This is a genomic window from Thalassolituus sp. (assembly GCF_034111725.1).
Lineage (GTDB): Bacteria > Pseudomonadota > Gammaproteobacteria > Pseudomonadales > Oceanobacteraceae > Thalassolituus.
The window spans coordinates 23,420-44,023 of sequence record NZ_JAWUWR010000051.1 but is presented as its reverse complement, the minus strand read 5'-3'; the positions used below and the strand labels follow the sequence as shown (position 1 = coordinate 44,023).

Here is a 20,604-nt window from a genome sequence, read left to right as displayed (position 1 = left end):
GCAGGATGACGTCATTTTACATGACTGTCACAATCACCCATTAAACTTTGCCGCCCTTATGCGTAGAATGGGCCGCAGTCTTCGACACGGAATCATTAATTAAACATGTTGCAATCCATCTGGGCTGCTCGCTGGTACTTGTTGCTGGGCATCCTGACCTTTCTTATTGTTCTAGTGGTGAATACACCGCTCCATTTTATTTGGCAATATGCTGAACCAGCATTAGGCCGCATGCCGATTCGTATTCAGAATCCTACGGGCACACTTTGGCAAGGACGTATGATCGCTGATGCGCCAGAGGTTGGTCCTGTGCAAGTCACTTGGCGTTTAAGTCCACTGTCGTTGTTGAGTGCTCAGCCTGAATTGACCTTAAGTGTCGATAACGAGCGCGTGCGCTTGCATGGTGAAGCGGCCGTAGCTTTGGATCTGGCAACGATGACCCCCGCCTCTATCGTACTAACTGACGTGTCGGGTTACCTAGATAGCCAAGTTGCGGCTAAGGCACTGAAAAGCATGCGAGTGTCTGTAAAGGGTGACGCCGAGTTGTCTCAACTGAATGGTGAGTTTGATTTAGTCAGCAAACAAGTTCTGAGTTTGGCTGGGCGTCTTATTTACAGTGGTGGTAACGTGCAATTTCCGGTTCAGCGCAATCAGGTCGACGCTGTTCTGCCTATGCTTATTGGTGAAATGGCGATGGAAGGCGATACCGCTGTTATGAATGTTAAAACACCAGAAGGTAAAGATATTGCTCGCGTGTTCTTGCAGGCAGATGGCTGGGGTGGTGCATCAATGCGTAAACGCGCCGTGGATTTGGTTGGTCAGCAATGGCCGGATAAACAGGCGACGGAGGACACGGTTATTTTTGAAGTGTCCCATAAGATTCTATAACCTGAGTCCTTTGTTTTTGGGGTAGTTTCCTTTGATGGAACAAGCAGCAGATATAAAACCTTGGCAGCGCTTAGCGGTGCGCTTTGGTAAGATCGTATTAACGCTTCTGTTGGCCTGGTTGATGGCGCTTTTGGTGTGGCTAATTATCGCCCCTGAGCCGCTGTATCTAAAGGCTCCAGCTAAGGGTGGATCGAATCGAGCGAGTTTCGACAGTGCCGGTGCTGGTTCTTACCATGTGTTTGGCGAGGTGGGCGTTGCTGAAGTTGTTGAAGTTAAGACTGTCGATGCCCCTGATACACGGCTGCGTCTGTCCTTATTGGGCGCGACTCAATCCTCGGTAGAAGAGGAATCAAGTGCGATCATTGCGCGTAAAGGCAGTGGCGGAGATTTTTATCGTATCGGTGATGTGGTGGAAGGTCGTACGCGATTAGCCGCAGTGTATAAAAACAAAGTGATCTTAGACACGGCAGGAAAGCTCGAAACATTGAAGTTTGATGAAGTATCAAGTGCCGGTATTGGTGTTGCCAGTCAAGTGCCAGAACGCAATGAACCGCCGGATATCGACGATCGTGCTAAATCGTTACGCGAACGCTTTAGTCGAGTGCGCAGTACTCAGGATTTTATGATGGTAGCAAGCGAAGCCGCGCAGCAAGATCCTGAAGAAATGTTGAGTGGTTTAGGATTAGAGTCACAAGGATCGGGTAGTGGTTATAAGGTAACTGCTGGATCGATACTGACGCAGGTTGATCTTAAACCTGGGGATATTGTGCTGTCAGTGAATGGACAGCAATTGGGTGATGCTTCAAGTGACTCTAGCTTACTGGAACAAGTAATGAGTGAAGGTTCGGCTCAAATAGAAGTACAGCGCGGAAATAGTCGCTTTATGGTCAATCAGAGTTTTGGATTAAGGAATTAAGTGTGTTGAAACAATGGGTTTTGGCGGTATTGCTACTGATTAGTGTAGTAAGCCCGATTCAGGCGCAGGAAAGTTGGCAGATTAATCTGAAGGATGCAGATATCGGCGCATTTATTAGTCAAGTTGCCGATATTACCGGCAAAAGCTTTGTGGTAGATCCTCGGGTAAAAGGCAAGGTTAACGTTATCACTAGTGAAGCGATGAACAGTCACGGTGTGTATGAACTGTTTTTGTCAGTGTTGCAACTGCATGGCTTTGCAGCCGTACCTGCGGGTGAAGTGATCCTTGTCGTGCAACAAAACGATGTGAAGCAAAACGGCCGCGATTTAGAAGAAAAGGCCGGCATTGGTAGCCAAGAGTTACTGACCAAAGTCATCATGATTAAGAACACGCCAGCGCTTGATCTGGTTCCAATCCTACGCCCGTTAGTGGCTAAGTATGGTCATTTAGCCGGTGTTAAATCATCCAATGCTTTAATTATTTCTGATCACGCGGTGAACATTCGCCGTATCGAACAAATCATTGATCGTTTGGATAAATCCGGTAGCGAAGAGCTGGAAGTCATTCAGCTTAAGGAAGCTTGGGTTGGGAACGTCGTGACAATGCTACAAAGTTTAGATCCGGCGAAAGTTTCTCAAGGCAATGCAAGTAATACAGACAACACCTCGGGCAGCATTCGTGTTGTTGCTGATGAACGTAGTAATCGTTTAATTATTAAAGGTGAGAAAACCGCGCGCGAACGTATTCGTCAGTTGATAGAGCAGCTTGATCAACCTTCGTATTTCAGTGGCAGTGCGCAAGTGATTCGTTTGCATTATGCAGACGCTACTAAGCTTGCAGAAATGTTGAAAGCCTTAATGGCCGATACGTCTGCGGGTAAAGACGAAAATCAAGCGAAAGGGCAAGCGGCTATTCATGCGGATGAAGATTTGAATGCTTTGGTTGTACGTGCCGAGCCGTCGTTGATGAAAGAAATACAAGAGCTGGTGTCATCGTTGGATGTGCGCCGTGCGCAAGTATTAATTGAGTCTGCCATCGTTGAAGTTACCGGTGACAACAGTGCTGCTTTGGGTGTGCAATGGGCTACCGGTAATTTAGATGCGCCTGTTGCGGGTACTAACTTCAGTAACGCTGGCCCATCGTTATCGTCTATTGCCACGGGCATTGCGACGGGTGACGTAGGTTCTGCGGTCGGTAGTGGCTTAACATTAGGTGGCTATAGTGAAATTAATGGCGAAGTTGATTTTGGTGTGGTGATTCAGGCTTTGCAAAGCAATACCGCCACCAATCTATTATCGACGCCAAGTATCATGACGTTGGACAACCAGGAAGCGGAAATTATTGTTGGTCAAAACGTTCCTTTTCGTACCGGTTCAACGGCATCAAGTAGTAACGCCAATCCGTTTACTACGATTACTCGTGAAGATGTTGGTATTACGCTGAAAGTGAAACCACATATTCATGATGGTCAAGCGATTCGTCTCGAAGTCGAAGCCACTGCAGAATCTGTTGCTCAGACGAGTGTTGATGGTAGCGCCGACTTGATCACTAACAAGCGTTCGATTAAAACAATGATTTTATCTGCGGATAAAGAAACCATAGTGCTAGGTGGTTTAATTCGTGATGATGTTAGAGAAGTGGTGAGTAAGGTGCCGTTATTGGGCGATATTCCATTAATTGGCTGGTTGTTCCGCTCTAAATCGACTAGCACAGTTAAAAGCAATTTAATGGTGTTCTTGCGTCCAACGATTGTTAGTAGCTCCACTGGTGCCCGTGAATTAACTCAAGATAAATTCAACGGTATTTGGGAGTTTACGGTGTCTGAAAAATTAGGCGTTGATAGTATCGATGCTGAAATTAACAATCTATTTAAAGGATTGCCAATTCGCGAGAAGTAAGCGAATCGAAGAATGCTGTTGCGGGGGCTCAATAGGCTATTGAGCAACCGCTAATTGCAGGACATCTATTCCCGCTTGTTGAAATAAATCGACTAAACCAATCAGTGGTAGCCCTATCAAGGCATTGCTATCGCGACCTTCTAGTGCATTAAACAGCGCAATTCCTAATCCTTCTGCTTTAAAACTACCGGCGCAGTCATACGGCTTCTCTATATCTACATAATGCTCAATTTCGTCGCTACTCAGCTGGCGAAAACAAACATCAAAGGGCTCGACTAAACTCCATGATTCTCCGGTGTTGGCGTTGAATAGAGCTAACCCTGTATGAAAACGAATTTTGTTTCCTGAAGCTTGTTTTAACTGCCTAATAGCTGTTTCTCGATTGCCCGGTTTACTGACTGCTGCACCATTTAGCACGCAGGCCTGATCGCTGCCAATAATCCAATGATGAGGATATTGTTGGCGTAATGCTTGGGCTTTTTCTAAGGCTAAGCGACCGACGTATTGCTCAGGTGTCTCGTCTGCTTGCTGCGATTCGTCAATATCTGGTGAGGCGCATTCAAAGGGAATGCGTAATCGACTTAAGAGTTCTCGGCGATAAGGTGAGCTTGAGGCAAGTAGTAATTTAAAAGGCTGGGGGCTCATATTTGAGGGTCTTTTATGTGGATGTAAAAAAGGGAAGCTGAGCTTCCCTTTTTTATCAAACTGGAATTATTAAGCGAAGTTAGCGTTCGCGAAGTCCCAGTTAACCAGTGCCCAGAAACCTTTCAGGTAATCAGGACGCACGTTGCGGTAATCGATGTAGTAAGCGTGTTCCCATAAATCAACGGTCAATAACGGCGTAACACCTTCTTCAGTGATCGGTGTTGCAGCGTTTGAAGTATTAACGATGTCTAAAGAACCATCTGCTTTCTTAACTAACCAAGTCCAGCTTGAACCAAAGTTGTTCACTGCGCTGTCATTGAATTTAGCTTGGAAATCAGCAAAAGATCCAAATGCAGCAATGATTGCGTCAGCAATTGCGCCAGTTGGCTCGCCACCGCCGTTAGGGCTTAGGCTGTTCCAGTAAAAGGTGTGGTTCCAGATCTGAGCAGCGTTATTGAAAACACCACCAGATGAAGTCTTGATGATGTCTTCTAGGGTTTTACCGTCGAATTCAGTACCACCGATTAATCCGTTCAATTTTTGAACGTAAGTGTTGTGATGCTTACCGTGATGAAAATCCAGAGTTTCTGCAGAAATATGAGGTTCTAGAGCAGTTTTTTCGTACGGTAGGGCAGGAAGTTCAAACGCCATGGTGTGTCTCCATTCTAGTGCTGAGTCAGGTTGCTTGGTCGCACTCTTGGGTGCATATCCTTCAGAAATGGGGGCAGGTTAGTGGATTTCAAGGGCAAAATTGCAATTGAAAGCACAAATGCCAGATCCATAAAACGGATGGTGAATAATAGCACCCAGTTGCTATCGCGTGCTATTCACGTAAAGCATAGGGTTATTCATAACATTTAAGCTACTAAGGCCGCGATGGACGCCATTAGTTTCTGTGATTAATGCATATGAACTTAAATCTGCCACCGTTTATCAGAAAAAGAGCTGAACAATGGCGTCAATGCAGGTATAACTTGCTTAAGCTTTATTACCTATATAGTTGAAAAACAAACAAAAGCAGTACTTAATCAGAATATTTTTATAAAAATGCGATTTGATTAAGTCGATCGCACTAGCTGCAAAGTAGAGGAATGATAATGGACAAAGAGCAAGCACCAGTGGCGCCTAAAATGACGGCATCCGCTGATGATAGCGCATTGCGTCAACAGCAGGCCCGTCGCCAAGCTGCGCAACGTGCTGCACAAACGGCTAACCCGCAACGAGCAGTTGTTGCTCCTGCGCCAAAAGCTAATCAAACCCTGGGCATTGCAGCTTTGGTCATAGGTCTAGTCGCAGTTGCAGGGGCGGGTTTCTTATTTACTCAATTGCAAGAAACTCAAGCGGCATTAACGAGCGCGCAAGCCGTTATTCGCGACCAGGCTGTTAACATCGACTCATTAAATGAGAAGTTATCGGTAACCGGTGAAAATGCTGATTTATCCGTAGATGCTTTAAAATCGTTATTACGTGAGCATGATCAAGAAATTCGTAAATTGTGGGATGTTGCGAATAAACGTAATAAGTCTGCGATTGAAGATAATACTAAAAGCGTATCGATTGCGCGTTCAGGTGTTGATGGTTTGAAGAAATCACAGGCGCAAATGCAGACAACTGTCGATGCTGCTGCGAAATCAATTGCGGATGCTAACGTCGCAATCGCTGCTGTTCGTCAACGCCTTGATCGTGTTGAAATTGCCGCTAGTTCATTGCCTGCCGAAGCCGAGTTAGCGATTGCGCAAAATAAAGAAGCAGTACAAACGGTTGAAACTACATTGGCTAGTTTGAATGCCACGGTAGAAAAAATGCGCAAAGCTGGAACATCGGGTGATATTGGTGGGATGAAGCTTGAAATAGAAGATATTCAAATTCGTCTCGATCGTATTCAAAATGCTCTCGGTGGTACGGCTCCATGATTTTGCCTGAGGGATGGATGGTCACTCTAAAGCAACCGGAATTGTCGCTAAAGAAATCACCCTTTACCCTCAGACTAACCTATGGACGTTTGTTACGCAGTGTTGGTCCAGCCGGCGCTGCGTTTTCTTCAGGCTTGCGCAGCGATACGCCATCAACAGCTTTCTTTTGTGGTTATCAAGCCGCGATTCGTTTTGTTGATGCCTCGTTAGAGGCTGAACAATGGGGCGCATTTTGCGTTTCCGAGAAAGGATTGAAATCACTATCGTCGATGAAAACTCGTTTAGATCAAGAGCGCGGTTGGCTATCAGGCGTTAAGTCACATGCACTGATGATGGGGCAAGGCATGGACTGGCTGTATATATTAGCCAAGCGTGATGATGATATTGTTGCTCTTAAGATCGATGCCAACAGCGACGGTATTCGAATTATCCCCTCAGATAAATCACAGCCATTTGTGCCAGATGCTGTTCATTCTGCTATTGCGTTAGAGGCTGTTGACGTCAAGGCAGCAGTTATATTTATCGATGCGCACGCTAACATTAATCGTCCATTTCGCTATTGGGAGGATGTATGTGTTGGTTTGGCATTTTCAGGATGGATTGTGCGCCAACTTATTGAGCAGGATTGTGACATATCAATCGAGTTAATTGATGCTATCCAAAAGATTCAGACAGAGTTTTCGAATAATACTCAGGGTTACAAAATAGATACGCTAAAGCTCGTCGATGATTTGTATCGTGAGATGATGATTGCTGGCGATAAAATCCTAGGTGATGCCAGTATTTTGTGGAACAGAGATCGAGTGTTAATGGTGTTAGGTGATAAAGCTAGGCAAACGTTACGCGAAAAAATGGCCGACTAGTCGGCCATTTTTTTAGTTATACAGGTTTTTAGCGCACGGTAACGGTTACTGGAGATGCTAAGGTAGATGTATTACCTATGTTAGGGTTAGGTAAGGTGACCTTTGGCTCCTGAATCGCTGGTAATACATGCGCGTCCTTGTTGCTTAATAAAGGATCCGCTGATTGCTCAACATTTAATGATTCTGCTGATGAAGCTGTTGGCGCTAGTGCTGGCGTTTCAATTGCGGTGTAAGCAAGGTCTTGATTTTGTAAACGCGGAATTTCAATACTTTGTGAAGTCGTGCGGTTGTAGCGCAAGGTATTGCTGTAATCGTAATGATGAGTGCGTTGCTTTGCTTCGGTGACAGCCGCTTCAAGATCGTCCGAATAATAATCATCCTTGTCACTGGGATAGGATGCATCAGCGATGACTAAAGTCGCTAGCGCGCAAAGGAGTATAGAGGACGTTATTTTTCTATACATATGACGGCCCGTTTAGCGACGCACTTGTGCCGTTATGGTTGCACTAGAACGGGCATCCTTCACGCGTAAATCATAATTTTGGCCTTTATAAGTCACGTTTCGTAACAACGTTTCTTTTTTCTGTGGCGCATCATTATTTTCTTTTGGGCTAGTGCCTTGCTCTGTGTCAGTCACGTCATCTTCGGCAATGTTGCGGCCAAGAGCAGTATCGCGGACGGGCTTTTGAGATTCAACAGACGCTGCTTCACCGGCAGCCGTTGGTCCCATTGCGCCTTCAATCACTAAGTTTTCCATCTCAGTATTGAGGAGCTTAGGAAGCGGAAAACTTTTTGACGTTGTACGATTGTACCAAGCATGACCGACATACTCAGTTTTATCTGGCGTATGCTTGGCAGCATCAACTGCCTCGTCCAATTGCGGGGAGTAGTAAGCCTTAACGACATCGTCATATGACAGTGCCGAAGTACATAGAAGCAGACCAGTGGCCAGCAGGGTAACGCGAGATAGACAGCGCATCATTACAACAACCCCTTTTTTGTTTGTTTTTGTTATTTTTTACAACTGTGTCATTATAGATCAAAGATCACTTTGTGTACACTTTATGTCCTACTTTACCGATTGCATCAAAGTCGTTCAACGGTAACAATAGAGCACTGCATCACAGGTCTGATACATTCATGTGAGTATGAACAAACTCGGTTATTCTTAAACAGTATAAAGACCGAATGCCAAATAGGCGGAAGATAATAATGATAAAAACACTGTCTCGTAGTTTCTTGATCCCTGTAACTATTTTTGCCAGCGTAATGGCGATGACGGGTTGCACTAATTTTCACCAGTCAATCGGTGATAATTTTGGGTCTTACCCTAAGTGGCTGTTTGGCCCTAAGGGTCATTACTATAAATCTGTGGGCTACCGTTGGGATTATGAAAATACCGCTTTGGTATATATCTATCGTCCCATTAGCGTCTGGGCTATGGATGAAGTTGAAGCTCCTAGCTTCAACGTCAATAACGAGCGTCTATTTAACTTCAAGGGCGGCGGTTACACTTGGTATGAAATGGAACCTGGCACCTACGATATCGTCGTGCGTCGAGGCATATTCGGCTTAGAAGGCATAGGTGATTTTGTTTTCGCTAAGTATGCAGACTTCGATTTTCAAGTTGAAGCTGGCAAGGTTTATTACCTGCGTTACTCTGAAATAGATCCAGTTAATGTGATTGTTGGTGATAATGGTCTGACTACTGGCGATGGCCCGTTGCAGTTGGTCCCCCATTCCTTGGCGATGAAGGAAATGGAAGATACTAAGATGATTCATCATGGCCGTGATTTAATTACGCAAAACGGTCGCAAAGAGCGTGATCTGAGCGATATGGCCGATGCGAGTACGAATAGTTCTCGCCGTGAATCAAGCTCTAATGCACCAATTCCAGCGAAAGGTGGCATTGACGCACCAGAGGGCTTGAAAGCTAAACCTCGTTCAGAGCAAGAAGAATGGTGGCCATTCTAAATTGAGAACAAGGCATGTGGGCGTTTTAGACTGACACCGCTTGCGCTACAATACCTACCAGACCGACGCCCACTGATGTGGGCGTTTTTACGCCCATCCATTGCCGTTGGCTAACGTGAAGCGCTTTTCAGATATTTCACTATTACGCCTATAAGCCTTTGAGAGAGAGCCGACCATGACTGTGATCAAGCAAGAAGACCTGATCCAGAGCGTTGCTGACGCGCTGCAGTACATATCGTACTACCACCCAAAAGATTTTATTGATGCAGTTCATGCTGCCTACGAGCGTGAAGAATCTAAAGCCGCGAAAGATGCGATGGCTCAAATTCTGATCAACTCGCGCATGTGTGCGATGGGTAAACGTCCTATTTGTCAGGATACCGGTATTGTTACTGTGTTTTTGACGATAGGTATGGATGTTAAGTTTGAAAGCGATATGAGTGTTGAAGACATGTGTAATGAAGGCGTTCGTCGCGCTTACACACATCCAGACAACGTGCTTCGCGCCTCTGTATTGGCTGATCCCGATGGTAAGCGTGCCAATACTAAAGACAATACGCCTGCGATTATTCACATGAAACTGGTTCCTGGTAATACAGTGGATGTGCATGTTGCGGCAAAAGGCGGTGGCTCTGAAGCTAAATCCAAGTTCGCCATGTTGAATCCGTCGGATTCCATTGTTGATTGGGTATTAGAGCAAGTGCCAAAAATGGGTGCGGGCTGGTGTCCTCCAGGTATGCTGGGTATAGGCATCGGTGGTACTGCTGAGAAAGCCATGATGCTGGCCAAAGAGGCCTTACTTGAGCCAGTGAATATTCAAGAGTTGCAAGCGCGCGGCGCGCAGAATCGTGCTGAAGAATTGCGTTTAGAGCTATACGAAAAAGTAAACAAGCTAGGTATCGGTGCTCAAGGTTTGGGCGGTTTAACTACGGTTCTCGATATCAAGGTGGCTGATTTCCCAACACACGCTGCGAACAAGCCTGTGGCGATTATTCCTAACTGTGCTGCGACTCGCCATACGCATTTCGTATTGGATGGATCTGGCCCTGCGCAGTTGAAAGCACCAAAGCTAGAAGACTGGCCAGAAATTAGCTGGGAAGTCGGTGATAGCGTTCGTCGTGTGAACTTGAATACAGTAACGCCTGAAGACGTTAAAGATTGGAAAACCGGTGAAACCGTATTGTTATCTGGCAAGATGCTGACTGGTCGCGATGCGGCACATAAGCGCATGGTTGAGATGATTGCTCGCGGTGAAGAGTTGCCCGTTGATCTGAAAGGTCGTTTTATTTATTACGTAGGCCCAGTTGATCCTGTACGTGAAGAAGTCGTTGGTCCTGCAGGCCCAACAACGGCAACACGTATGGATAAGTTTACTCGTACCGTACTGGAAAAAACCGGTTTGCTCGGAATGATTGGTAAATCAGAGCGCGGTGATATTGCTATCGAAGCCATTAAAGATAACGAAGCGGTTTACTTGATGGCTGTTGGTGGTGCTGCGTATTTAGTATCCCAAGCGATTAAAGGTGCGGAAGTTGTTGGTTTCGCGGATCTGGGTATGGAAGCGATCTACGAGTTTGATGTAGAAGACATGCCGGTAACCGTAGCTGTGGATACCAAAGGTGAGTCTGTCCACAAGACAGGTCCACAGGAGTGGTTTGCTCGTATCAATGCAACGGAAGTTAACTGATCCGCCACTTGGGTTGAATCAGTAACGACATGAAAGGAGCTTCGGCTCCTTTTTTGTGCTTTATTAGTTGTCCACTTAAAATATCTAGGCTTAACGTCAGAAGGAATTTGATATGCGCAGAAAGTTATCAGATCAAGAGTTACAGCAAGCTTTTAGTGAATTGCCGCAATGGCATACAGAGTTGATTGCCGAGGCGCAAAGTATTACTCGTTCCTATACGTTTAAAAACTTTATGGCGGCCCTGACATTTGCGAATCGCATTGGCGAGCTGGCAGAAGCGGCTAATCATCATCCGCAGCTCAACGTTCAGTGGGGTCGTGTAGATGTCTTTTGGTGGTCACATGATGTCGAAGGTATTACCACTTCAGATGTCGAGCTCGCTCATGCCAGTGATGCATTATTTAACACTTTATGAGCCACCAGTACGATGGGTTCGTTCAATATAATGGCTTATTCGAATTTGATATCAGTAATTTCACCATTGTTACTATCCGAAACAAATAATTATTTCTCTGACGTTGTTCATTCTTAACGACGACTTCTAACTGACGCTTCTCCGTTCTCGTCAGAAAAGCGGCGTATTTTTGTCTGCTTTTTAATCAAAGCTTTATCCTCTAAATGTTAATTCCGATCACTTTTTGACGTTGCATGACCAAATGCCCTTTCTAATTAAGAAACGATTGTTTAATAAATGGTTATAACTACGTTACCAAACTGTTAGCTTTGAAATATCAACTATGCTCTGCAAAGCCTTCGTAGATTCCTGAAGAAAGGAAATTGCATGAACTTTCGATTATTTCTAACGGCGTTACTCGCAACTTTTATAGCTGCGGCAAATGCCCAAGATAATGTTCCAGCACTAGATGCAGAAGTAGCTCCCTCCAGCTTGTATACCGGCTTTGAGCAGTTATTGGACGATGATCAAACGCTTGTTTTAGAGGATTTAATTGATCTAGATCCAAATATTCGTCGCGTTGCGTTGTATCACAATGGTGATCGCTTACATCGCCAAATACCTAAACAAGTGCATTTGATGATCGAAAATAAACTGATGCATCGCATGATGGATAGTGAACGTTTTGAAGTTATTCAATGCTTAGAATGCCGTACTACTCAAGTGGCAATGAAAGCCGATAAATTAGAAATATCTCATCCTGCGGAAGACAACCAATCACTACGTAAACTGGGTAAGCAAGTACGTGCCGATGCATTTATGTTTTGGAATGCCTCGGTGCATGAAAATAAATTCACTATTAATTTACGTATGGTCGATGCGCGCGACAATAAATTATTGTGGATAAAAGAATACTCCAAGAAGACTACGCTAGAACAAGAAACCGAAGGTTTTGACAGTGTTACCTATGAGTTTACCGTCGGTGCATGGGGTATTAGTGCAGAGCGCGATAACACGGTTACTAACGCGACAGAAGACGTAAAAGGTATGACAGTATTTGGCATTCGCCGTCGTGAAACGACCAGCCTAGACGACAGTATTGAGTACACATTAGCGCTTGAATACTTCAAAAACTTTTCCAATACCGACTATTTCGATGTATCCGGCATTAATTTAGAAGGTCGCATTATTGCCGATATTCCAGCAATGGATTCGCTACTCGATACCAAAGTTTATATGGGAATAGGTCAATCATTTTATAACGATACTAACTCATTGGTGTTTCGTTTTGGCTTTGAATTCCCTTTCTTTAAAGACGGCTTTGTTGATTACGGCGTGGTTTACATACCTGAAGGTGATGCTCGTTGGCTGGATGTCGCCGATTACGAACGTACCGGAAAATTCGGTGGTGCCAGCTACGATTTAACCCTTGGTTTACGATTTTAGGAATGACTATGAAAAATTTAACGCTTTTCATTTCTGCGATCGTACTGGTTAGCGTTGTTTCAGGTTGCAGCTACGAACGCTCAAATCGCATGCTTAAAGGTTATGGTAATTCTGAATGGGTGGAGGAAACGAAAGCGACGCCTGAACCAGAAGAAATCACCTTGCAAAAAGTAGCCGAGCAAGCAAAAAAACAACATGGACTGATGCATATTCATCGTTATGGTGAAGGCTACGATATTTTACTGACCTTGGATGCTGGCGATAGCGATGTGAAGTTTATTATGGATTTACCATCCAGTAATGAAGAAAAAGCCTCGGGTGATCCTCTGGTAAACGATGATGCTGAACAGAGTGCTGAGGATAAAGCGCTGGCAGAACAAGGCGCAGCAGCTAATGACATTGAAGATACGCAAGCGCGTAAAATCGCCAGTATTGAAGGAATGACTAAGCACATTCTCAATGCTCAAAGTCTATTTTATAAAAAGCAGTATTGGGATGCCTTAGATGAAACCAATGCAGCGTTAGATAAAGTTCCAGATTCAGCTCAAGCTCACGCATTAAAAGGCAGTATCTACTATAAAATGGGCTTGGTTGCAGAAGCACGTACCAGCTGGGAAGAGGCTTTACGCCTAGATCCAGAGTTGGATCAAGTTAAAGCCAGTTTAGCGCGATTACGCTGAGGAGATGGTGATGAAAATATTATCGAAATCTCTCTTAGCATTACCACTACTGCTTATCAGCGGTTTACTTCAGGCAGAAGAAGCCTATGAAGTACCGGTTAAAAAAGACGAAGTAGAGGAAGCGCGCTTTAAAAATGAAATGGAAGCGCGTCTAGGACGCGATATCCAAGCTTATCTTGGTGAAGATCGATTTATTATTCAGGTAGATGCTATTTTAGAGCGCACGCGTTCCTTTGTTAAGCAGGAGGGGACTCCAGCAAAAGCAGCGCCTGATTTACCAAGTAAGCCGCAAGTAGGCTCTCGTATTTCACTGAAACCGGTAGAAGCCATTAATCCCGCGGATTATGAAGAGTTACCTGGCTTACCGGTCAACGAACTGCCGCTCTTAATGGAAAACCAACAGCAGATGCAAACATTGCAGCAGCAAGTACGCAAGTTGCAACAAGAGCGCGACGCAGTAAGTGAGTATGCAGACCAATTAAAAGAGGCTGCAAATCAGGGCTCGCCAGCCATAAAAGCAACGGAAAAAACCATTGGTTATCGTAATGTTATTAAGAAGTTAACGATTACTTTAGTGGTTGATAACACCTTAAAGGATGAGCAGGGTGAGTTTCTGAAAAACTTAATTACGCGGAAATCCCAGCTAAATGAATTGCGCGGCGACACCTTAAATGTTGTTCGCACTGAATTTAATCGCATAGAACCAAAACCGAGTGTGCAAACCTTCTGGGCGCAATATGGCCCATGGATTTGGCTAGCGTCCATGTTACTCGTTGCCTTACTGACCGTTGCTCTGTTTTTTGCTCTTTGGCGTCGTATTCTCAGCGGCGGTGAAACAGTTAATAACCGTCCATTAGCTAATGGTTCGGTAGACGTGAGTGCCGTTGGTAATAACGCCGATAATACAATGAGCAGTCACGCCGACGACGAAAAAGCCCAGCTTAAATATCGTATTAATGAAGCTCGGCAGAAACTCGTCAGCCAAGGTCTATCGCAACCGCATCGTTTTCAACAGGGTGTTGCGCAAGCATTGCAGAGTGCCCAAGCATTTGAGGTTGCCGCTTTATCGATGACTATGGGGAAGGGCTTGTTCGCCAGCTTAGCGCCGCAAGTGACGCCTACTCAATGGCGGCAAATTGATGACATGCTGAAAGAAGGCAATTGGAGTGAGTCACAATTACTAGAAGGTATGGAGCAATTTACCGAGCGTTTGACCAAACAAACGGATGAACATAATGATAATGCACCATTCTCTTTTTTAAGTAAGTTAAATGATTCTCAGGTTTTATATTTAATTAAGGACGAAGATACTCGCATTAAAGCCCTGGTGATGTCGCAATTGCCGGCGCAACGAGCAGCCGATATGTTTTTACGTCTTAATGAAAAAGAGTTAGCCAATGTTGCTTTTGAATTAGGTCAGTTTGAAAGTTTACCTGTGTCGGCATTCAAAGATGTCGCTGATCGCTTGGCGCGTGCTTCATTGACCGTTCCCTCATTCGAGAATATATCTGCTGATGGCTTGTCAGTGCTTATTCGCATGTTGGATAGCATGACAATGACCGAAGAAACACGCTTACTCAAAACACTTAAATCTGAAAAACCAGAAACCTATTACCGCTTGAGACAGGTCTATTTTACCTTCGCGGATTTAGCTCGGACTCCAGATCGTGTGATATCCAACGAATTGCGCGAGTTGGATCGGAGTGTCTTAGCGAGTGCACTATGTCATAGCTCTATTGAGTTTAAACGCCATGTTCTTGCCGCCTTGCCACAAAAATTACGTGCAGGTGTGATTGCGGAATTAAAAGTAGCAGAAAGCGAAAATAGTACCGAAGTTATAGAACAGGCACGTTTGAATATTGTACAGGCGATGCGCGCCGTTATTCGCGCGGGTCGTTTCTCGATGGATGAACTGGTTCAGATCTCACAGGGGTAAGCTATCGTGTTCCGTTTTTCCTTTAGTACCTTAATTGGTTTTTGCGCTGGAATTGGTTTATTTATCTTCGCGGTAATGAGCTCGACAAGCAACTATCAAATATTTGTCAGTATTTCGAGTTTGGCTTTGGTTTTGGGCAGCACGTTAGCAGCGTCCTTAATTAGTTATTCTACGATTGATGTTCTGTGCGCGGTAAAAAGTATGATGCAGACCTTCTTGCATTCGCCGACATCACAACGTCATTTACGACAGGTGGCTCAACGCTTTGTTGAGTGGAGTACGATTTATCGGCAAGGAGGCGTTGCCGCGCTGGAGTCTTCCGTGACATCAGCAGATTTAAAAGACGAATATGTTCGTGATGGTATTGAGATGATAGGCGCAGGCTATAAAAATCATGATATTCGTATTTTATTAACCGATCAGATGGATGCCACCTGGCAGCGTCATACCTTGGAATCTAAGGTGTTGAATACCATGGCTGTGTATTCTCCGGGTTTCGGCATGGTGGGCACGATTGTCGGCTTGATCATCATGTTGGATAATCTTAACGGCGATATGGCTGGTTTAGGCAAAGGCTTAGCGCTCGCATTAATTACCACCTTGTATGGTGTGGTTTTGGCCAACCTATTTTTTAAGCCCGCCGCCAATCAGGTAACTGAAAAGCAAGAGACCATGTACTTTCGCCATCAATTAATTATGGAAGGTTTTGTACTGCTCGCTGAGAAGCGCGACGCTCTCTACATTCAAGATCGGTTAAATGCTTATTTAAGACCCAACGCGCGCATGAAAGCATTGACTGAGGAGCTTGAATGAATCACGCCGCGAAACAGCGTGGCCTGCGTCGTCGTCGCCCTAATTACGATGATTCATCGAGTTCGTGGTTAGTTACGTATTCGGATGCTATTACGCTATTGCTGGCGTTCTTCGTCATGATTTTATCGGTGTCTGATTTAAATCAAGGCAAGGTTGAGGCTTTGCAGCAAGGCTTAGCTGAGGTCAATGCCTCGCAACAACCAACGACTCCATTCACCGATATTAAGCGCGGTTTAGACGACTTTGTTAAAGAAAATGGGCTTGAAGATCAGGTCAGTGTTACGTTGGATCAACGTGGTGTGCAAATTGAATTTGCGAATGTAGCGCTCTACGATTCTGGATCAGCAGACTTAAAAGACAATGCTCTACCCTTGTTACAAGAGTTAAGTCGGGTTATCCGTGACGTCAGTGGCGATAGCCATATGGTTGAGGTCGAAGGACATACGGATGGTGTACCGATAACAACCGAACAGTTCCCGTCAAACTGGGAACTGTCTTCTGCAAGAGCAACCCATGTGGTTAAGTATCTGTTAGCGTCAGGTATTGCGAAAGAGCGCTTAAAAGCCTCGGGTTTTGCCGATAGTCGTCCTAAGCCAGTGATTGATGGCGAGAGTCTAGAGCAGCAGCGTAAAGACAATCGTCGGGTGGTGGTTGCCGTGCGCCGGTATTAATGAGCCTTGCCGCGTCAGAAGCTCGCCTCTCTTATCCAATCTAATCAATTGTCATTAGATTGTTTTTAATTTGTCATCTAATTGCACGCTGTTTGTCATTTCTCTTCTCTAGGATTCTGCCACGGAATAGTTCCTAACCGAATAACGTAGAGAGAGATTACGATGGCTTTTTTTCAAAAAAATCACCTGTTGCAGGCGATCATTTTAGTATCTTCTGCGAGCTTGGTAGCTTGTGGCGGCGACGGTAAAGATGGGAAAGACGGTGTTAATGGTGTCACTACTACCACTACTGTAGATGGTGCGCCAGGAGCTCCTGGTGCAGATGGTGCTAACGGTGCAGATGGTGCTAACGGTGCTGATGGTGCTAACGGTGCTGATGGTAAGGTTCCCTTTGCTAAATTTATTGGTGTCGATGCACCGCAAACCGATGCCGATAAACGTGAGATTTTCGTATCGCAAGTATTGGTTGATGGTAAGTTCTACGGCGGCGAGTACCAGACGCTTGCTCGTTCAGGGACTGAAATTACTGGCGTGACTTTTGGCCAGCTAGTGGATGAAACCGGTACAGTATTAACCGAGGAAGATGGTTCTATTCGTGTCTCCGATTCCAATGAATACACTTCATTGCTGCCGGTGGGTGATAAGCTTTTTTCAGTTTCTCAGTTTGAATCTCGCCCTGGCGCGATGTTCCTGATGGAATTAGATCAAAACGCAGAAAATGGTGCTTTAACCGTTAAAACGCTTTCTCAAATTGACCAGTCTGGGATCGATGGTGGTTGGGTTCATTGCGCAGGATCGGTAACACCTTGGACAACGCATCTAGCTTCTGAAGAATATGAGCCGAACGCTAAGGCACTGCCAACTGCTGTTGAAGCGGCAGGCAATTCGATGCTTGATTACTACACTGGTGATACTCAGTGGAACCCGTACTTCTACGGTTGGAATATTGAAATCACAGTTAATGAAGATGCAACGACTGAAGTTACTAAGCACTATGCAATGGGTCGTTTAGCATTTGAATTGTCTTACGTAATGCCAGATTCTAAAACTGTATATATGACTGACGATGGTACTAACGTTGGTTTATACATGTTTATTGCCGATACTGCTGGCGATTTAAGCGCGGGTACTACTTATGCTGCTAAATGGAATCAAACTAGTGCTGAAGGCGCCGGCTCTGCCAATTTAACGTGGGTTGAGCTTGGCCATGCAACAAATGCTGAAATTAGCGATTATGTACATGGTACTAACGGCAAAACAAAAGTGACATTCAATGACATTTTTGATTCCGAAGCACCCGTTGCAGAGGTATGTAGTGAAGGCTTCACGTCGATTAGTGCAAATGGTGTAGGCCAAGAATGTTTGAAGCTTAAAGACGGTATGGAAACTGTGGCTTCACGTTTAGAAACTCGTCGTTATGCTGCTATGCAGGGTGCTACTACCGAATTCCGTAAGGAAGAAGGTATTACCTACGATAGCAAGCGTCATAAAATGTACGTCGGTATGTCAGAAATCTCTAGCGGTATGCTAGCGGGTAACTCTAAGGATATTGGTGGTCCAGATCATATTCAGCTAACAGAACAAAATAAGTGTGGTGCGGTATATGAAATGGAACTGAGTTCAAACTCAGATATGGAATCAAACTATGTTGCTCGCAATATGAAAGGTTTGATCCTTGGTCGTCCAATTGCGGGTAAAGGTTACGGTAACCCTGGTGAAGCACAAGCTGCCGGCTTTGAAGACAATAATAAATGTCATATCGACGGCATTGCTAATCCGGATAACGTTGTTTATGTATCTGGCTATGACGCTCTGATTGTTGGTGAAGATACCGGTTCTGGTCATCAGAATGACGTTATTTGGGCTTACGACTTTGCTGAGAAAGGTTTAACTCGTATCCAAACAACGCCTTATGGTGCAGAGACTACCTCTCCTTATTGGTATCCTAATATTAACGGCTGGTCTTACATGACTTCTGTTGTACAGCATCCATATGGTGAGTCTGACTCTGATAAGGATACAGGTTCGGGCGAAGCACGTGCTTACACGGGTTATATCGGTCCATTCCCCGCTGTAAACGTTCAGTAACATATCTGCCATATCATTAAGGGCGACTTAGGTCGCCCTTTTTGTTTTCTGTTTGGAAGTCAGTATGCACCACTTAAAAATTGCCCTGTGTTTGTTTGTGGTCTGCATGGTGGGTTGCGAAGATAGTTCTTCATCAAATTCGCAAGCGGTTAAGTCTGAGCAGTCTAAATCTACAATGACAGCCGATATCTCGATTAATGCTACGGCGTATATTCCTCCGCAGTGTTTTACCGACCCCGTCGCCGACGGGGTCGAACACAATCCTTGTTATGTGTGCCATACCCCCAGTAAAGAGCCTAATTTTCTCAATGATATTGATGTTCAATTATCTTATGTTTTTCCTGAGTCAGGCTTAAAGAATGAGTGGGACAATATATTTAAAGATCGTAGCGAAGAGATTAAGGCGATTTCCGATGAATCGATTATTTCTTACGTGCGTACTGACAACTACTTCAATAAAGACGGTGAAATAGCCATTAAAAAACGCTTAGAGTCGGTGCCTGAAAATTGGGATAGAAACAAAAACGGTAGTTGGGATGGTTTTATTCCAGACGTCTATTTCAATTTCGATGATCTCGGTTTTGATCATGACCCTAAAGGTACTTATACCGGCTGGCGAGTCTACGCCTACTATCCATTTCCGGGAGCCTTTTTACCTACTAACGGTGCAACTGATGATGTCATGATGCGCTTACCTGAGGCATTTCGTAATAATGAAGCAGGCGACTTTGATTTGGTTATTTATCGTACTAACTTCGCTATTTTAGAATCCTTAATGAATGAACGAGACGTGGCGATTCCGTCTGTTGATGAAACCAGCTTAAATGTCGATCTCGATAAAGATGGGAAATTAGCAATTGCGACTAACGTTAAGTACGAATGGGATCCTAGAAATGGCAAGACGATGAGCTATGTAGGTATGGCCCGTGTTTTACTAGAGAAGGGCGATATTCATCTTGCTGCTCGTCTATTGCCAGAAGGCACCGAGTTTTTACACACTGTCCGTTATATCGATGTTGACGGTGATCAAACTAAGATGGCAACCCGTATGAAGGAGCTGCGTTATTCGCGTAAAAATAGTTGGAGAAACTACTATCAGTTACGCACCATAGTGACAAAAGAAACGAAAGAACGTCACGATTTTCCGGAGCGCACTAAAGTCGTGATCGGTAACATGGAAGATGGTATGAACACCCCGCATGGTTGGACGTATCAGGGCTTTATAGAAGATTCTACCGGTGATTTGCGACCGCAAACTTATGAAGAAACCTTTGCATGTCTTGGTTGTCACGGATACGTCGGTGCTAGCAACGATACAACAATATCCTTTACGCGTAAGTTTAAAGAGACTTCTCATAAAGAGGGTTGGTACCACTGGAGTGAGCGTGGTGTAGAGGGTGTTGCCGATCCGATTCGTGAAGATGGTCATGGCGAGTATGCGTATTACCTGCAGCATAACCCTACGGGTAATGAATATCGCGATAATGAAGAGGTACTAAACAAGTTTTTCACTAAAGATGGTAAAGCAAAAGCTGACATGTTTGAGCAGTTGAAAAACGATATCTCGGTACTGTTGATGCCCACACCAGAGCGAGCAATAGCACTGAACAAAGCCTATAAGGTGATTGTTGATGAACAAAGCTATCGTTTAGGGCGCGAGCCTGTTTTAAATGCACGTGACAAAGTTTTGAAAGAAGTGGAATTAGAAGGCGATACCGGAATAACGGAAGTTCTGAGTTACTATTGAGCGCCGGTTTTAATTTATATTAGCTTTTCTTTCTAAGTAGGGTGT

The 20,604-nt window shown here is 44.7% G+C and carries 19 protein-coding genes; 15 read left to right on the top strand and 4 right to left on the bottom strand.

Annotated elements, in window-relative coordinates:
- The first annotated feature begins 105 nt into the window (after window positions 1-105).
- From gspN to gspD, 3 genes are read left to right on the top strand one after another with little or no spacing between them, the layout of a single operon-like run.
- On the top strand, window positions 106-888 hold the full coding sequence (gene gspN, locus UXZ23_RS08365) for a type II secretion system protein N (RefSeq protein ID WP_320820150.1): 783 nt from the start codon (window positions 106-108) through the stop codon (window positions 886-888).
- 34 nt (window positions 889-922) lie between these two features.
- Complete coding sequence (locus UXZ23_RS08360) at window positions 923-1,804, top strand: type II secretion system protein N (RefSeq protein WP_320820149.1); 882 nt, start codon at window positions 923-925, stop codon at window positions 1,802-1,804.
- Window positions 1,805-1,806: 2 nt separating this feature from the next.
- The gene (gene gspD / locus UXZ23_RS08355) at window positions 1,807-3,702 is read left to right on the top strand and encodes a type II secretion system secretin GspD (protein WP_320820148.1); all 1,896 of its coding nucleotides are present in this window, start codon (window positions 1,807-1,809) and stop codon (window positions 3,700-3,702) included.
- A gap of 36 nt (window positions 3,703-3,738) precedes the next feature.
- Here the strand turns inward: gspD and UXZ23_RS08350 are convergent, their stop codons facing one another.
- A complete protein-coding gene (locus tag UXZ23_RS08350; RefSeq protein ID WP_320820147.1) occupies window positions 3,739-4,347 on the bottom strand; it encodes a nucleoside triphosphate pyrophosphatase in 609 nt (202 codons plus the stop codon).
- A gap of 69 nt (window positions 4,348-4,416) precedes the next feature.
- Window positions 4,417-4,998 carry a Fe-Mn family superoxide dismutase gene (locus UXZ23_RS08345; protein ID WP_320820146.1) on the bottom strand — a complete coding sequence of 194 codons (582 nt, stop codon included), beginning with the start codon at window positions 4,996-4,998 and terminating at the stop codon, window positions 4,417-4,419.
- Window positions 4,999-5,444: 446 nt separating this feature from the next.
- Here UXZ23_RS08345 and UXZ23_RS08340 point away from each other — a divergent pair, with 446 nt between their 5' ends.
- Both UXZ23_RS08340 and UXZ23_RS08335 read left to right on the top strand, forming a co-directional pair.
- On the top strand, window positions 5,445-6,260 hold the full coding sequence (locus tag UXZ23_RS08340; protein ID WP_320820145.1) for a hypothetical protein: 816 nt from the start codon (window positions 5,445-5,447) through the stop codon (window positions 6,258-6,260).
- A complete protein-coding gene (locus UXZ23_RS08335) occupies window positions 6,257-7,123 on the top strand; it encodes a hypothetical protein (protein WP_320820144.1) in 867 nt (288 codons plus the stop codon). The genes UXZ23_RS08340 and UXZ23_RS08335 overlap by 4 nt, the downstream gene beginning before the upstream one ends.
- Window positions 7,124-7,151: 28 nt before the next feature.
- On the opposite strand, the gene UXZ23_RS08330 is transcribed toward UXZ23_RS08335, so the two are convergent.
- Together UXZ23_RS08330 and UXZ23_RS08325 are read right to left on the bottom strand one after the other, a co-directional pair.
- Window positions 7,152-7,586 carry a hypothetical protein gene (locus tag UXZ23_RS08330; protein WP_320820143.1) on the bottom strand — a complete coding sequence of 145 codons (435 nt, stop codon included), beginning with the start codon at window positions 7,584-7,586 and terminating at the stop codon, window positions 7,152-7,154.
- Window positions 7,587-7,598: 12 nt separating this feature from the next.
- A complete protein-coding gene (locus UXZ23_RS08325; RefSeq protein ID WP_320820142.1) occupies window positions 7,599-8,105 on the bottom strand; it encodes a hypothetical protein in 507 nt (168 codons plus the stop codon).
- Window positions 8,106-8,335: 230 nt separating this feature from the next.
- Here UXZ23_RS08325 and UXZ23_RS08320 point away from each other — a divergent pair, with 230 nt between their 5' ends.
- The 10 genes from UXZ23_RS08320 (at window position 8,336) to UXZ23_RS08275 (ending at window position 20,559) form a co-directional block, all read left to right on the top strand.
- Entirely contained in the window at window positions 8,336-9,097 is a 762-nt protein-coding gene (locus UXZ23_RS08320) for a DUF2846 domain-containing protein (protein ID WP_320820141.1), read from the top strand.
- 175 nt (window positions 9,098-9,272) lie between these two features.
- Window positions 9,273-10,784 carry a fumarate hydratase gene (locus UXZ23_RS08315; RefSeq protein WP_320820140.1) on the top strand — a complete coding sequence of 504 codons (1,512 nt, stop codon included), beginning with the start codon at window positions 9,273-9,275 and terminating at the stop codon, window positions 10,782-10,784.
- A gap of 112 nt (window positions 10,785-10,896) precedes the next feature.
- The gene (locus tag UXZ23_RS08310; RefSeq protein WP_320820139.1) at window positions 10,897-11,199 is read left to right on the top strand and encodes a 4a-hydroxytetrahydrobiopterin dehydratase; all 303 of its coding nucleotides are present in this window, start codon (window positions 10,897-10,899) and stop codon (window positions 11,197-11,199) included.
- A gap of 366 nt (window positions 11,200-11,565) precedes the next feature.
- Window positions 11,566-12,624 (top strand): hypothetical protein, encoded by a 1,059-nt coding sequence (locus UXZ23_RS08305; RefSeq protein ID WP_320820138.1) that lies wholly within the window; start codon window positions 11,566-11,568, stop codon window positions 12,622-12,624.
- 8 nt (window positions 12,625-12,632) lie between these two features.
- Complete coding sequence (locus UXZ23_RS08300; RefSeq protein ID WP_320820137.1) at window positions 12,633-13,304, top strand: tetratricopeptide repeat protein; 672 nt, start codon at window positions 12,633-12,635, stop codon at window positions 13,302-13,304.
- 10 nt (window positions 13,305-13,314) lie between these two features.
- The gene (locus UXZ23_RS08295; protein WP_320820136.1) at window positions 13,315-15,240 is read left to right on the top strand and encodes a FliG C-terminal domain-containing protein; all 1,926 of its coding nucleotides are present in this window, start codon (window positions 13,315-13,317) and stop codon (window positions 15,238-15,240) included.
- A 6-nt stretch (window positions 15,241-15,246) separates the two neighbouring features.
- Window positions 15,247-16,053, top strand: a complete 807-nt coding sequence (locus UXZ23_RS08290; RefSeq protein WP_320820135.1) for a motility protein A — start codon at window positions 15,247-15,249, stop codon at window positions 16,051-16,053.
- On the top strand, window positions 16,050-16,724 hold the full coding sequence (locus UXZ23_RS08285; RefSeq protein WP_320820134.1) for a flagellar motor protein MotB: 675 nt from the start codon (window positions 16,050-16,052) through the stop codon (window positions 16,722-16,724). Before UXZ23_RS08290 ends, UXZ23_RS08285 begins: the two co-directional genes overlap by 4 nt.
- Before the next feature lie 162 nt (window positions 16,725-16,886).
- Window positions 16,887-18,812: an alkaline phosphatase PhoX gene (locus UXZ23_RS08280; protein WP_320820133.1), complete on the top strand. Its 1,926-nt coding sequence runs from the start codon at window positions 16,887-16,889 to the stop codon at window positions 18,810-18,812.
- 64 nt (window positions 18,813-18,876) lie between these two features.
- Window positions 18,877-20,559 (top strand): hypothetical protein, encoded by a 1,683-nt coding sequence (locus UXZ23_RS08275; RefSeq protein WP_320820132.1) that lies wholly within the window; start codon window positions 18,877-18,879, stop codon window positions 20,557-20,559.
- Window positions 20,560-20,604 lie beyond the last annotated feature (45 nt).

Bases quoted from the DNA above. Each gene is read 5' to 3' on its own strand.
- gspN (WP_320820150.1), top strand. From the start codon at position 106: ATGTTGCAATCCATCTGGGCTGCTCGCTGGTACTTGTTGCTGGGCATC.
- UXZ23_RS08360 (WP_320820149.1), top strand. From the start codon at position 923: ATGGAACAAGCAGCAGATATAAAACCTTGGCAGCGCTTAGCGGTGCGC.
- UXZ23_RS08350 (WP_320820147.1), bottom strand. From the start codon at position 4,347: ATGAGCCCCCAGCCTTTTAAATTACTACTTGCCTCAAGCTCACCTTAT.
- UXZ23_RS08345 (WP_320820146.1), bottom strand. From the start codon at position 4,998: ATGGCGTTTGAACTTCCTGCCCTACCGTACGAAAAAACTGCTCTAGAA.
- UXZ23_RS08340 (WP_320820145.1), top strand. From the start codon at position 5,445: ATGGACAAAGAGCAAGCACCAGTGGCGCCTAAAATGACGGCATCCGCT.
- UXZ23_RS08335 (WP_320820144.1), top strand. From the start codon at position 6,257: ATGATTTTGCCTGAGGGATGGATGGTCACTCTAAAGCAACCGGAATTG.
- UXZ23_RS08330 (WP_320820143.1), bottom strand. From the start codon at position 7,586: ATGTATAGAAAAATAACGTCCTCTATACTCCTTTGCGCGCTAGCGACT.
- UXZ23_RS08325 (WP_320820142.1), bottom strand. From the start codon at position 8,105: ATGATGCGCTGTCTATCTCGCGTTACCCTGCTGGCCACTGGTCTGCTT.
- UXZ23_RS08320 (WP_320820141.1), top strand. From the start codon at position 8,336: ATGATAAAAACACTGTCTCGTAGTTTCTTGATCCCTGTAACTATTTTT.
- UXZ23_RS08315 (WP_320820140.1), top strand. From the start codon at position 9,273: ATGACTGTGATCAAGCAAGAAGACCTGATCCAGAGCGTTGCTGACGCG.
- UXZ23_RS08310 (WP_320820139.1), top strand. From the start codon at position 10,897: ATGCGCAGAAAGTTATCAGATCAAGAGTTACAGCAAGCTTTTAGTGAA.
- UXZ23_RS08305 (WP_320820138.1), top strand. From the start codon at position 11,566: ATGAACTTTCGATTATTTCTAACGGCGTTACTCGCAACTTTTATAGCT.
- UXZ23_RS08300 (WP_320820137.1), top strand. From the start codon at position 12,633: ATGAAAAATTTAACGCTTTTCATTTCTGCGATCGTACTGGTTAGCGTT.
- UXZ23_RS08295 (WP_320820136.1), top strand. From the start codon at position 13,315: ATGAAAATATTATCGAAATCTCTCTTAGCATTACCACTACTGCTTATC.
- UXZ23_RS08285 (WP_320820134.1), top strand. From the start codon at position 16,050: ATGAATCACGCCGCGAAACAGCGTGGCCTGCGTCGTCGTCGCCCTAAT.
- UXZ23_RS08280 (WP_320820133.1), top strand. From the start codon at position 16,887: ATGGCTTTTTTTCAAAAAAATCACCTGTTGCAGGCGATCATTTTAGTA.
- UXZ23_RS08275 (WP_320820132.1), top strand. From the start codon at position 18,877: ATGCACCACTTAAAAATTGCCCTGTGTTTGTTTGTGGTCTGCATGGTG.